Annotated in this window: 12 protein-coding genes; 11 read left to right on the forward strand and 1 reads right to left on the reverse strand. The window is 67.2% G+C overall.

Annotated elements, in window-relative coordinates:
* Window positions 1–27: 27 nt before the first annotated feature.
* Window positions 28–681, forward strand: a complete 654-nt coding sequence (locus AC1REM_RS10920) for a DUF1990 domain-containing protein (protein WP_492514659.1) — start codon at window positions 28–30, stop codon at window positions 679–681.
* Window positions 681–1898: a radical SAM family heme chaperone HemW gene (gene hemW / locus AC1REM_RS10925; RefSeq protein ID WP_492514660.1), complete on the forward strand. Its 1218-nt coding sequence runs from the start codon at window positions 681–683 to the stop codon at window positions 1896–1898. The genes AC1REM_RS10920 and hemW overlap by 1 nt, the downstream gene beginning before the upstream one ends.
* A gap of 12 nt (window positions 1899–1910) precedes the next feature.
* Here the strand turns inward: hemW and AC1REM_RS10930 are convergent, their stop codons facing one another.
* On the reverse strand, window positions 1911–3347 hold the full coding sequence (locus tag AC1REM_RS10930; protein ID WP_492514661.1) for a carboxylesterase/lipase family protein: 1437 nt from the start codon (window positions 3345–3347) through the stop codon (window positions 1911–1913).
* Window positions 3348–3472: 125 nt separating this feature from the next.
* Between AC1REM_RS10930 and hrcA the strand changes: the two genes are divergently transcribed.
* The 9 genes from hrcA (at window position 3473) to leuA (ending at window position 12454) form a co-directional block, all read left to right on the forward strand.
* Window positions 3473–4507 carry a heat-inducible transcriptional repressor HrcA gene (hrcA, locus tag AC1REM_RS10935; protein ID WP_492514662.1) on the forward strand — a complete coding sequence of 345 codons (1035 nt, stop codon included), beginning with the start codon at window positions 3473–3475 and terminating at the stop codon, window positions 4505–4507.
* A 47-nt stretch (window positions 4508–4554) separates the two neighbouring features.
* Window positions 4555–5664, forward strand: a complete 1110-nt coding sequence (gene dnaJ / locus AC1REM_RS10940) for a molecular chaperone DnaJ (protein ID WP_492514663.1) — start codon at window positions 4555–4557, stop codon at window positions 5662–5664.
* A gap of 3 nt (window positions 5665–5667) precedes the next feature.
* Window positions 5668–6396, forward strand: a complete 729-nt coding sequence (locus tag AC1REM_RS10945) for a 16S rRNA (uracil(1498)-N(3))-methyltransferase (protein ID WP_492514664.1) — start codon at window positions 5668–5670, stop codon at window positions 6394–6396.
* Between the two features lie 64 nt (window positions 6397–6460).
* A complete protein-coding gene (locus AC1REM_RS10950) occupies window positions 6461–6808 on the forward strand; it encodes an HIT domain-containing protein (protein ID WP_492514665.1) in 348 nt (115 codons plus the stop codon).
* Window positions 6809–6857: 49 nt separating this feature from the next.
* Complete coding sequence (locus AC1REM_RS10955) at window positions 6858–7883, forward strand: PhoH family protein (protein WP_492515472.1); 1026 nt, start codon at window positions 6858–6860, stop codon at window positions 7881–7883.
* Window positions 7880–8344: an rRNA maturation RNase YbeY gene (ybeY, locus tag AC1REM_RS10960; RefSeq protein ID WP_204939846.1), complete on the forward strand. Its 465-nt coding sequence runs from the start codon at window positions 7880–7882 to the stop codon at window positions 8342–8344. Before AC1REM_RS10955 ends, ybeY begins: the two co-directional genes overlap by 4 nt.
* 2 nt (window positions 8345–8346) lie before the next feature.
* A complete protein-coding gene (locus AC1REM_RS10965; RefSeq protein ID WP_492514666.1) occupies window positions 8347–9627 on the forward strand; it encodes a hemolysin family protein in 1281 nt (426 codons plus the stop codon).
* Entirely contained in the window at window positions 9620–10525 is a 906-nt protein-coding gene (gene era / locus AC1REM_RS10970) for a GTPase Era (protein WP_492514667.1), read from the forward strand. The genes AC1REM_RS10965 and era overlap by 8 nt, the downstream gene beginning before the upstream one ends.
* A 174-nt stretch (window positions 10526–10699) precedes the next feature.
* A complete protein-coding gene (gene leuA / locus AC1REM_RS10975; RefSeq protein WP_492514668.1) occupies window positions 10700–12454 on the forward strand; it encodes a 2-isopropylmalate synthase in 1755 nt (584 codons plus the stop codon).
* Window positions 12455–12479: the final 25 nt, after the last annotated feature.

A 12479-nucleotide genomic window follows, 5' to 3' on the forward strand; every position in this document is an offset into this window, starting at 1 on the left:
CAGGTGAGCCCAAGTATTCTGGAGAACATGCGTCGCGGAACATTCCGAGCTGGGACGGTGGACTATGCCGCCGTCGGTGCCACTCATGCGCCGGATCTGATGCAGTATCCGCCGGAGCACAGCATTCCTGCGGAGGAATCGTGGCGCATCGGCAGCGGCGAGGAGCGATTCCAGATCGCCGGTGAGGCGCTGCTGTCCTGGACCGCCCAGCGTGCGGCAGGACTCACTCTGCAGGATGTCCGCCCTGCTGCCGGACCGGCCTACGCGGGGGTCACCTTCGATGAGGAGGGCACGCCCATCGCGCCGAGCACGCGCGACGTCGAACAGCGCTTCGACGCCGAGGGCACGCCGTTCGTCGGTCCCGGAATGACGATCCGCCTGGACGGGCGCGTCGGCGGGATGCGTGCGGACGCGGAGCTTCGTGTGATCTCGGTCACGGAGGAGCGCCGCCACATCGGCTTCGTTCTCGGCACGGTGGGGGATTCCGTCGTCAGCGGCGAGGAGTCGTTCGACCTGCAGTGGCGTGAAGACACGGACGAGGTGTGGTTCACCGTGCGAGCGTTCGATGCTCCGGTCGGTCTTCTTTACCGGGTGCTTCCGGCACTCGTGAAGCGCCGCCGCCGCGAGCTCTTCGCGCGCTATCTTCGTGCGATCTCGCCGCTGTACGCGACTCCGCTCTGATGGCCGGAGCACTGCCCCAGGGAGATCCCGCACCGACGGATGGGCGCCTCCCCGCGGATCTGCGCATCGACGCGGACGCACCGTTCTCGGCCTACCTCCATGTGCCCTTCTGTCGCGTGCGCTGCGGGTACTGCGACTTCAACACGTACACCTCGTCTGAACTCCAGGGCGCCCGCCAGGACACCTACGCCGACACTCTCATCTCCGAGATCGCGCTCGCCCGTGCGGTCCTCGATGAGGCGGGGGCGTTGCGTCCACTCGACACGGTCTTCTTCGGCGGCGGCACCCCGACCCTGCTTCCCGCGGGAGATCTGGGGCGGATGCTGCGCGCCGCTGTCGAGGCCTTCGGGATCCGCCCCGGCGCGGAGGTCACGGTCGAGGCGAACCCGGACACGGTCACGCCCGAAGTGGCGGCTGAGCTCGCACGCGCCGGTGTCACCCGCATGTCGGTCGGCATGCAGTCGGCGGTGCCGCACGTGCTCGCCGCGCTCGATCGTACGCACCGACCCGAGAACGTGCGCACCGCCGTCGAGGCCGCCCGTGCTGCCGGATTCGACGTGAGCGTGGACCTCATCTACGGCGCACCCGGGGAGTCACTGGAAGACTGGCGACTGTCCCTTGAGACCGCGTTGGAACTGGCTCCGGATCACATCTCTGCCTACGCCCTCATCATCGAGGACGGGACGAAACTCGCCCGGCAGATCCGCCGCGGCGAAGTTCCCGCACCGGACGATGATCTGCAGGCCGACATGTACGAGCTGGCCGATCGGATGCTCGGGGATGCCGGTTTGTCCTGGTATGAGGTCAGCAACTGGGCGCGGACGCCTGAGCAGGAGTCGCGACACAACAGCGCGTACTGGCGGGGGACCGACTGGTGGGGCTTCGGCCCCGGCGCGCACAGTCATGTGGCCGGCCTGCGGTGGTGGAACGTCAAGCATCCCGCCGCGTACGCGACACGCCTCGCTGCGGGTGAATCGCCGGCGGCGGGCCAGGAGCGTCCGGATGCCACCGCTGTGACGCTCGAGCGCGTGCTGTTGCGCTCTCGAATGGCCGAGGGCCTGCCGATCGATGTGCTCTCCGCGACGCACCGCACCAAGGTGGCGGGGCTCATCGCAGACGGCTTGATCGATCCGGCGTCCGCTCTGCGCGGCACGGTCGTGCTGACCCTTCGCGGACGGCTGCTCGCTGACGCGGTCGTCCGCGCTCTCACTGACTGAGCCGAGCGCGGCTCAGCGTGACCGCGCTGTCGGCAGCAGATCGAGGGCGGCGGTGCGACGAGCAGGGATGTCACGGATCTCATTGTCGTAGACACGGGTGATCCGCGAGTGCGCCGCGTACGGCTGCCAGACGGGTTCGGCGGCGAGGACGAAGCGCACCCAGTCGCCGTGCATCTGCTGGGCAAGAGCCTGCGGTGCCTCCGGACCGGCGAGGCGAATCGCGTGATCCGTCTGCAGCGCGTCGAAGACGAAGCCCAGTTCGAGTGCGTGGGCAGCGCCGAGATCGTGCAGTGGTGTCGTCCAGGCGAACTCGTATACCCACGTCACGGTGGTTCTCGCACCGGCCGCGCGGAGGGCAGGTGCCCGGAGCAGGACATCCGTTGCGAGCTGTCCGAAGATCTCGCCGGTCGTCGCTTCGGGAAACTCGCGGCGGTATGCGCGCACGGCAGATCGCGAGATTCCGAGGGCGAGGCGCGCGAGCAGCAGCTGGAGGGGACGGATGCGGGAGAGGGCTTCGGGCGCGAACCAGAGGCGGTACTCGTCGGTGTTCGTGCCGATCAGCACAGGAATCTGCGCCTCGCGCAGAGCCTCCTCCGGCGAGCGTGGGAGTGAGGTCGCGTCGAGGCACAGCAGGTACCCGGGCGCCCCTCGCAGGGGTGTGCTTCCGGCGGACTGCGCCTGGCGCGCGTCGAGAAGCTGGTCAGGGGTGAGGGCGCGGAAGTCTTCGACGGTCGCGGACACGCCGAGTCGTTTCGCGAGTGCTGCGGTCACGCGTCCCGCCTTCGTCGGGCTGTCGGCCGAGAGGGGGCCGCTCTGCACGATCAGCGCCGCCGGGATCTCGGCGGAATCCGGCCGTGCGAGCAGCGCGGCAGCGAGCGCGCCGCCAGCGGACTCGCCCATGACCGTGATGCGGGTTGGGTCGCCGCCGAATGCCGCGATCTCCTCGTGCGTCCAGCGCAGAGCGCATGCGGCATCCGAGAGCCCGAGGTTGCGCGGTGCGCCTTCGAGAACGGAGAAGCCCTCCGCGCCGAGACGGTACCCGGCCGAGACGAAGATGACGCCGTCTCGCGCGAACGCGCTCCCGTCATAGAGCGGAAGCGCCGTCGTGCCGCGCTCGAAGGCGCCGCCGTGCAGCCAGAACACGACGGGGAGATTCTGCGCGTCGCGTGGTGCCCAGACGTTCACCGTCAGCACGTCCTCTCCGGCGATGGTCACCGTGGGCAGCAGAGCCTGCAGGCGCCCCTGATACGGACGCTGCGGTGGCGTCGCGCCGAAAGCGCGGGCATCGCGAACGCCGCTCCAGGGCTCGGGCGGCTGAGGTTCTGCGAAACGACGCTCGCCGAACGGGGGTGCGGCGTAGGGGATCCCGAGGAATCGGTCGATTCCGCCGCGGCTCTCTCCCTCGATCTCTCCTGTCGACAAGCGGACACGCGGGCGCTGGGGGCTCATGGCCACATCGTAGGGGTAGGCGCGTCGGCTCGGCCAGTGTCCAGCACCGCGCGCTAAGATTGGCACTCAGAGGTGGGGAGTGCCAATGCGCTCCTGCGGTCGGAGAGCACCCGAGAGGAGGGGCGATGGTCAGCGAACGAGGTCTGCAGGTTCTCCGTGCGATCGTGCAGGACTACGTGGCATCCCACGAGCCGGTTGGTAGCAAGTCCATCGTCGAGCGTCACTCCTTCGGCGTCTCCGCGGCCACCATCCGCAACGATATGGCGCTGCTCGAAGACGAAGAGCTGATCACGGCCCCCCACACCTCATCGGGCCGCGTCCCCACCGACAAGGGCTATCGCGTCTTCGTCGATCATCTCGCGCAGGTACGGCCGCTCTCGACGGCGCAACGCTCCGCGATCTCGAGCTTTCTCACCGAACCGACCGACCTCGACGATCTGATGATCCGCACCGTGCGCGTCCTCACCCAGCTCACCGGGCAGGTCGCCCTGGCGCAGTACCCGTCGTTCGCGCGTGCGCACGTGACGCATGTCGAGCTCGTATCGCTGGCGCCCAACCGCCTGCTGGTGATTCTCGTGACCGACGCGGGCGGGGTTTCGCAACGCATCGTGCCGTTGCCCGTCGACCTCGACGAGGCCGACCTCACCGCGTTGCGGATACGACTGACGGGCACGTTGACCGGCAGCTCGGTGCGCGATGGTTCCGAGTGCCTCACGGCGCTGCAGAACGAAGTCGGTCCGGCCCGCACGACCGCGGCGATGTCGGCGCTGGCGAAGGCGATCGGCGAAGAACTCGCGGAGTTCCGGCAGGAGCGCCTCGTGATGGCCGGGGCTGCGACGCTGGCACGACGGGAGCAGGACTTCCGCGGCAGCATCCATCCGCTGCTGGAGGCGATCGAAGAGCAGGTGACTCTCCTGCGTCTGATGCGTGAGATGGTCGCCGATGAGCACGGCCTTGCGGCGAGCATCGGCGCAGAGAACGAGGCTTTCGGCCTGCCCGAGGCCTCGATCGTCGCGAGCGACTATCAGACACACGGGGGAACGGCACGCGTCGGGGTCATGGGGCCGACGCGCATGGACTATCCGAGCAACTTCGCCGCAGCGCGGGCCGTCGCCCGCTACCTGTCGCGGATGCTCGAAGACGACGAGACGGGCCGCTGAGCGGCACGTGAGACGGCCCCGCGTGCCGGGGCGTTGGAAAGGGAGAAGTGGCTGATCACTACGAGATCCTTGGAGTCTCTCGCGAGGCGACCGAGGAAGAGATCAAAAAGGCGTATCGCAAGCTGGCGCGCCAGCTGCACCCGGATGTGAATCCCGGTGAGGATGCGGCTGAACGCTTCAAGCTCGTGACGCACGCCTACGACGTGCTCAGCAACGCCGAGTCGCGTCGCCGCTACGACATGGGCGGCGACTCCGCCGGCGGCAACTTCGGCAATTTCGGTGGCTTCGGCGACATCTTCGAGACGTTCTTCGGGGCGGGCGGTGGCGGTCGCACGGCCCGACCGCGGTCGCGTCGTGAACGCGGCCAGGACGCCCTCGTTCGCATCAGCCTGGAGCTCGGCGATGTCGTGTTCGGCGTGCACAAGGACATCGAGGTCGACACCGCGGTTCTGTGTGAGACGTGTCAGGGCTCTTGCTGCCAGGAGGGCACGTCGCCGGTCACCTGCGATATCTGCAAGGGAAGCGGTCACGTGCAGCAGCAGGTGCGGAGCCTCCTCGGCAACGTCATCACGACGCAGCCCTGCGGCTCGTGCGAGGGCTACGGAACGACGATTCCCTACCCGTGTGCGACGTGCAGCGGCCAGGGCCGTGTGCGCTCGCGCCGCACGGTCGCGCTCGACATCCCGGCGGGAGTCGAGGACGGCCTGCGTCTGCAGCTTCCGGGCTCTGGTGAGGTGGGCCGGGGCGGTGGGCCCAGCGGCGACCTGTACATCGAGGTCAGCGTCGCTCCGCACCCGACGTTCAGCCGCGAGGGCGACGATCTGCTCGCGACGCTAGAGGTGGCGATGAGCGATGCGATCCTCGGTACGACGACCACGATTGAGGGGCTGGACGGAGCGGTCGATCTGGAGATCCGCGCGGGTCTGCAGTCCGGTGACGTCCTCACGATCAAGAACCGCGGTGTCACGCCCCTGCGCGGCACCCAGCGCGGCGACCTGCGGGTCGGTGTGCAGGTCGTGACGCCTACGCGTCTGGACTCGAAGCAGCGCAAGCTGATCGAAGATTTCGCCCGCACTTCGAAGGCACCGGCGCCCAAGCTCGCCGAGTTCCACCAGGGGCTGTTCTCGAAGCTGCGCGACCGCTTCCGGAACTCCTGAGCCATGGCTCTGCACTTCGTCACTGCGGATGCCTCCGCTGCTGCTGTCGGCGACATCGTGACCCTCACCGGGCCGGAGGCGAAGCACGCGGCCGTCGTGCGCCGTGTGCGCCTCGGCGAGCAGATCACGCTCGGAGACGGCTCCGGCGTATGGCTGAGCGGCGCTGCATCCCTCGTCGAAGCCACGCGTGTCGACGTGCAGATCACATCGCGGACCGACGTCGAACGGCCGAGCCCACAGCTGGTGCTCGTCCAGGCGCTGGCGAAGGGCGACCGCGACGAGCTGGCCGTGCAGGCGTCGTGCGAGCTCGGTGTCGACGAGATCGTGCCGTGGCAGGCATCGCGCAGCGTGTCGCGCTGGGAGGGTGCCAAGGCCGCCAAGGGGCGCGAGCGCTGGGCGACGATCGTCCGTGAGGCAGCGAAGCAGGCCCATCGCGCATGGATTCCGACGGTCTCCGAGGTGCAGAGCACTGCGCAGCTCACACAGCGGGCAGGCACGCAGCGGATGCTCCTGCTGGAGCCGTCGGCGACGCTCAGGCTCACCGAGCTCGAACTCGATGGCCGCGACATCGTGCTGGTGGTCGGTCCGGAAGGCGGCATCAGTGCCGAAGAGCTTGAGCGCCTCGAAGCGGCCGGCGCCGAGAGAGTCGTCCTCGGTGATGCTGTGCTGCGCACCTCCACGGCGGGGCCCGCCGCGATCGCGGTGCTCTCGGCTGCTCTCGGACGCTGGTGATCCTGCAGTTCCGCTGGGCGCGTACCACCCGCGCAGGCCAGATCGCGCCGATAGACTGGGCGCTATGACGGAACCTTCGATCTTCACGCGCATCCTGAACGGGGACATCCCCGGCGAGATCCTCGCGGAGACCGACCGCGTCTTCGCGATTCGCGACATCAACCCGCAGGCTCCCGTGCATCTGCTCGTCATCCCCAAGACCGAGCAGTATCGCAACGTGGTCGAGCTTGCTGAGGGCGACCCTGAGCTCCTCGGCGAGATCGTCTCGCTCTCGAACGATCTGGCCGCTGCACATGCCGACGGCGAGTTCCGGCTCGTCTTCAACACCGGAGCCCACGCGGGGCAGACGGTGTTCCATGTGCACGCGCACGTGCTCGCCGGTGGTCTGAGCGAGGCGAGCGTCGGTGCCTGATCCGGAAGACGACCACGTCGTCGATCGGCTCTCTGCAGACGGCATCGCGATGGTGCGTCTCCTGGGGGCACAGGATCGCCTGCTCAAGATGCTCGAGGCTCAGCATCCATCCGTCGATGTCCTGGTGCGCGGAAACGAGTTGACGCTCAGCGGTCCGGCGGCGGATGTCGCGGCCGCGCGCACGCTGCTCGATGAGCTCATCGCGATGACGCGCTCGGGACACGACCTCGCGCCTGGTGATGTCGAGAACTCGGCGCGCATCCTGCAGCGCGACGCGGGGCCCCGGCCCAGTGAGGTGCTGAGCGAGCCGATCCTGACCTCGCGAGGCAAGGTCATCCGTGCGAAGACACTCGGCCAGAAAGAGTACGTCGATGCCATCGACGAAAACACGATCGTTTTCGGCATCGGTCCGGCCGGTACGGGCAAGACCTACCTCGCGATGGCGAAGGCCGTGCAGGCGCTGCAGCGCAAAGAGGTCGAGCGCATCATTCTGACGCGTCCGGCGGTCGAGGCGGGGGAGCGGCTCGGCTTCCTTCCCGGCTCTCTCACCGACAAGATCGACCCCTACCTCCGGCCTCTCTACGACGCTCTCAACGAGATGATGGACCCGGAGATCGTGCCGCGGCTCATGGCCACCGGAACCATCGAGGTCGCCCCGCTCGCGTATATGCGTGGCCGCACGCTCAACGACTCCTTCGTCGTGCTCGACGAAGCCCAGAACACCACCCCCGAGCAGATGAAGATGTTCCTCACGCGTCTCGGCTTCGGCTCGAAGATGGTCGTGACCGGCGACATCACGCAGATCGACCTGCCGCAGGGCGCATCGGGTCTGCGTCTCGTGACACGCGTGCTCAAAGACATCGACGACATCCACTTCTCTCGCCTGACAAGCGACGACGTCGTCCGCCACTCCCTGGTCGGGCGTATCGTCGACGCCTACAGCGAGTACGACGAACAGCGCATGGCTGCGCGTCACGAGCGGGAGCAGGCGGCCGAGTTCGCCAACCGCGCAGAACGACGCGCAGGGATGCGTCCTGGAACACACGACCGCGCGCCGAAACGAGGACGCTCATGATCGAGATCAACAACGAATCGGCCATCGCCATCGATGAGACGGTGCTGCTGCGCCTGACCGATCACAACCTGGCCCAGCTCAACGTCAGTCCCGACGCCGATGTGGCGATCGTGCTCGTCGATGAGGGAGCGATGGAAGCGCTGCACGTGCAGTGGATGGACGAGCCCGGACCCACGGACGTCCTGAGCTTTCCCATGGACGAGCTGCGTCCCGGCACGATCGACCGCCCCACACCCCCGGGGCTTCTCGGCGATATCGTGCTGTGCCCGCAGGTGGCGGAGGGGCAGGCCGCGACGGCCGGCCACACGCTCATGGACGAGCTCATCCTGCTGACCACGCACGGCCTGCTGCACCTCCTCGGCTTCGACCACGCCGAGCCCGACGAAGAGCGGGAGATGTTCGGTCTGCAGCGGGAGCTCATCCTGAGCTTCGCCGCCGCAGAGCGCGAGCGAGATCGATGAACATGACTGCCGTCCTGCTGCTCCTCGCAGCGGTGCTTCTGGTCGCCTTCGCCGGGCTGATGGCCGCGATCGATGCCGCATTCGGTGTCCGATCGCGCAGCGACCTGGAGGCTATGGGCGAGGAGGGGAGGAACGCTCCCTCGCTCGCGCGGATCGCGGAGAACCCGGAGGTGCACACCAACGCGGTGTCGTTCATCCGGGTGCTCGCCGAGACGACGGCAGCCGTGCTCGTCACGGTCGCGTTCACGCTGTTCTTCGGGAACATCTGGTGGGCGATGCTCGCTGCCGCTGTGCTCATGACCGGGATCACCTTCGTCCTCGTGGGAGCCAGCCCGCGCTCGTTCGGCCGCCAGCACGCCGATGCGATGCTGCGCGCCTGTGCGCCGCTGGTGCGCGGGGTGCGCCTGATCCTCGGGCCCCTCGCGCAGGGCCTCGTCGTCGTCGGTCGCCGCGTCACCCCGGGGACGGGTCGCAGCACCTTCACCTCGGAGGAGCAGCTCCTCAGCATGGTCGACGAGGCTGCCTCGCACGACCTCATCGAAGACGACGACCGCGAGCTGATCCACTCCGTTTTCGACTTCACCGACCAGTTCGTGCGCGCCGTCATGGTGCCGCGTACCGACATGGTGACCGTGGATGCGGACGCCACGACGAGCGAGGCGATGGGGCTGTTCCTCGACCGCGGAGTCTCGCGCATGCCCGTCGTCGACGATGAGGCGGATGACGTCGTCGGCGTGCTCTACCTGAAGGACCTCGTGCAGTTCGCGTTCCGCGACGAGGTCGGCTGGAAGACCGGCTCCGTGCGCACGATCGCCCGCCCGGCCAGCTTCGTCCCCGAGTCGATGCGTGCAGAGACCCTGCTGCAGCAGATGAAGCGCGAAGCGGTCCACGTCTGTCTGGTCGTCGATGAGCACGGCGGGATATCCGGCCTCGTCACCCTTGAAGACCTCATCGAGGAGCTCGTCGGTGAGATCGCAGACGAGTACGACCTGCCGTCGTCGGAGGTCGTCGCGCTGGACGACGGACGCTACCGCGTCAGTGCTCGCCTGAGCCTGGAAGACGTCGGTGACCTCTTCGGAATCGATCTCGAAGATGATGATGTCGATTCCATCGGCGGTCTGCTGGGTAAGGCCATCGGACGTATCCCGCTGCCCGGCTCCACCGCGGTCGTCCGCGGTCTGGAACTCACCGGTGGCACCTCCCGCGGACGCGGACGCGGCCTCGCGACCGTCTTCGTCGCTCGCGCCGAAGACGAGAAGGAACAGGACACAGACCATGACTGAGCTCGAATCGGAGAACCGCAGCGGCTTCGTGACGTTCGTGGGTCGACCGAACGTTGGAAAGTCGACGCTCACCAACGCGCTCGTCGGCGAGAAGATCGCCATCACGAGCGCCAAGCCCCAGACGACACGGCGTGCCATCCGAGGCATCCTCAACCGCCCCGGCGGACAGCTGGTGATCGTCGACACCCCCGGCATCCACAAGCCCCGCACGCTCCTCGGCGAGCGCTTGAACGATCTGGTCGAGCAGGTGCTCGGCGATGTCGATGTGATCGGCTTCTGCGTCCCTGCGAACGAGAAGATCGGCCCGGGTGACCGACGGATCGCGGCATCTCTCGACGGCTACCCGCGCGCGAGGAAGATCGCGATCGTGACGAAGGTCGACGTGGCCGGGCGTGATGAGATCACCGAGCGCCTCATGGAGGTCGACGCGCTGCGCGAAGACTGGGCCGCGGTCATCCCGCTGTCGGCACTGACACGGGTACAGCTCGACGTGCTGTCGGATGAGATCCTGCAGCTCATGCCGACCGGACCCGCGCTGTATGACGACGATGTCGTCACAGACGAGTCGACGGAAGACCGGATCGCCGAGATGATCCGCGAAGCGGCGCTCGAGGGCGTGCGCGATGAGCTGCCGCACTCGATCGCCGTGGTCGTCGATGACATCGAGCCACGGGAAGACTCGGATCTCACCGACATCCATGCGTCGATCGTCGTCGAGCGCGACAGTCAGAAGGCGATCATCATCGGGCACAAGGGCTCGCGTCTGCGCGACGTCGGCGCTCGGGCACGGGCGCAGATCGAGGAGCTTCTGGGCACGCGCGTGTTCCTCAAGCTGCACGTGCGCGTCGCCAAGGAGTGGCAGCGCGACCCCAAGCAGCTGGGTCGTCTCGGCTTCTGAGGTGAGCTTCAGGGCGCACGTGCGGTGGCAGGCCGACACGACTGTTATCATGGTCGCATGCGCTTTGGCGGTCTGCTTCTTCTTAGCTGCCGCGACGAGTCCTAATACAGGGCCTTCCTCGTCGCGGCGCTTGTGTTGGCCCCACACATTTCTGACGAAGAGAAGAAGCCCATCATGAAGAACACTCAGCGCCCCTCCGCGATGCCGGTCCACAAGTACCGTCCGTATCACGAGCAGCTTCGCGTCGACCTGCCGGATCGCACCTGGCCCGATGCCCGCATCACCGAGGCGCCCCGCTGGTGCGCGGTCGATCTGCGTGACGGCAATCAGGCGCTGATCGACCCGATGTCGCCCGAGCGCAAGCGCGTGATGTTCGACCTGCTGGTGAGCATGGGCTACAAGGAGATCGAGGTCGGTTTCCCTTCGGCGAGCCAGACGGACTTCGATTTCGTCCGCCACCTGATCGACGACAACGTCATCCCCGACGACGTGACGATCCAGGTGCTGACCCAGGCGCGCGAGCATCTGATCGCGCGTACCTACGAGGCGATCGCCGGCGCGAAGCAGGCCATCGTTCATCTGTACAACTCGACGAGCGTGCTGCAGCGCGATGTGGTCTTCCGCACCGACAAGCAGGGCATCATCGACATCGCGCTGGAAGGCGCTCGCCTGTGTCGGGAGTTCGAGAAGCGCATCCCCGAGACGCAGGTCTTCTACGAATATTCCCCCGAGAGCTACACGGGTACAGAGCTCGAGTTCGCGGCAGACATCTGCAATCAGGTGATCGAGGTCTTCGAGCCGATGCCCGACCGCAAGGTCATCATCAACCTGCCCTCCACGGTCGAGATGTCCTCGCCGAACGTCTACGCCGATTCGATCGAGTGGATGAGCCGTCACCTGAACCACCGCGAGAACATCATCATCTCGCTGCACCCGCACAACGACCGGGGAACGGCGATCGCTGCGGCCGAGCTCGGGTACATGGCCGGCGCGGACCGCATCGAAGGATGCCTGTTCGGCAACGGCGAGCGCACCGGCAACGTCGACCTGGTCGCGCTGGGCATCAACATGTTCACTCAGGGCATCGACCCGCAGATCGACTTCAGCGACATCGATCAGGTCAAGCGCACGGTCGAGTACTGCAACCAGCTGCCGGTGCCTGAGCGCAGCCCCTGGGCGGGCGATCTGGTCTTCACCGCGTTCAGCGGATCACACCAGGACGCCATCAAGAAGGGCTTCGAGGCCATGGCGGCGGCAGCGGCCGAGAAGGGGGTCACGGTCGACGAGATCGAGTGGGCCGTGCCGTATCTGCCCGTCGATCCGAAGGATCTGGGGCGCTCGTACGAGGCCGTCATCCGTGTGAACTCGCAGTCCGGAAAGGGCGGGGTTGCGTATCTGCTGAAGACGGACCATGCCATTGACCTGCCGCGCAAGCTGCAGATCGAGTTCTCCGGTGTCGTCCAGGCGAAGACTGACGCCGAGGGTGGCGAGGTCACGAGCGAGCAGATCTGGAACATCTTCACGGATGAGTACCTGCCGGCAGATGACGCCGACGCCCGCTGGGGGCGTTTCGAGCTGCTGGGCACAGAGACGCGCAGCGACATGTCCGGCGCGGTGTCGCTCGACGTCGTGCTGCGTGACGACGAAGAACGGCAGACGGCCTCGGCGCAGGGCAACGGCCCGGTGGCCGCTTTCGTCGAGATCCTGCGCGGCCAGGGCTTCGACATCACCGTCTACGACTACGTGGAGCACGCCCTCAGCTCTGGCGGCGATGCGCAGGCCGCCGCGTACGTCGAGTTGCAGGTCGGTGACCAGCGTCTCTGGGGCGTCGGTATCGACAGCGACATCTCGACGGCATCGCTCAAGGCGATCGTCTCGGGCGTGAACCGCTCGATCCGCAGCCGTGACCGTGAGTTGGCATCGGTCTGAGACAACGAGAAGAGGGCGGATGCTG

The organism is Microbacterium sp. GW823-FHT02G05 (assembly GCF_058797175.1).

What these genes read in the sequence shown, in the direction of transcription:
- leuA (WP_492514668.1), top strand. Translation starts at nt 10,700, where the DNA reads ATGAAGAACACTCAGCGCCCCTCCGCGATGCCGGTCCACAAGTACCGT.
- AC1REM_RS10945 (WP_492514664.1), top strand. Translation starts at nt 5,668, where the DNA reads ATGGCTCTGCACTTCGTCACTGCGGATGCCTCCGCTGCTGCTGTCGGC.
- hrcA (WP_492514662.1), top strand. Translation starts at nt 3,473, where the DNA reads ATGGTCAGCGAACGAGGTCTGCAGGTTCTCCGTGCGATCGTGCAGGAC.
- AC1REM_RS10965 (WP_492514666.1), top strand. Translation starts at nt 8,347, where the DNA reads ATGACTGCCGTCCTGCTGCTCCTCGCAGCGGTGCTTCTGGTCGCCTTC.
- ybeY (WP_204939846.1), top strand. Translation starts at nt 7,880, where the DNA reads ATGATCGAGATCAACAACGAATCGGCCATCGCCATCGATGAGACGGTG.
- AC1REM_RS10930 (WP_492514661.1), bottom strand. Translation starts at nt 3,347, where the DNA reads ATGAGCCCCCAGCGCCCGCGTGTCCGCTTGTCGACAGGAGAGATCGAG.
- hemW (WP_492514660.1), top strand. Translation starts at nt 681, where the DNA reads ATGGCCGGAGCACTGCCCCAGGGAGATCCCGCACCGACGGATGGGCGC.
- AC1REM_RS10920 (WP_492514659.1), top strand. Translation starts at nt 28, where the DNA reads ATGCGTCGCGGAACATTCCGAGCTGGGACGGTGGACTATGCCGCCGTC.
- AC1REM_RS10950 (WP_492514665.1), top strand. Translation starts at nt 6,461, where the DNA reads ATGACGGAACCTTCGATCTTCACGCGCATCCTGAACGGGGACATCCCC.
- era (WP_492514667.1), top strand. Translation starts at nt 9,620, where the DNA reads ATGACTGAGCTCGAATCGGAGAACCGCAGCGGCTTCGTGACGTTCGTG.
- AC1REM_RS10955 (WP_492515472.1), top strand. Translation starts at nt 6,858, where the DNA reads ATGGTGCGTCTCCTGGGGGCACAGGATCGCCTGCTCAAGATGCTCGAG.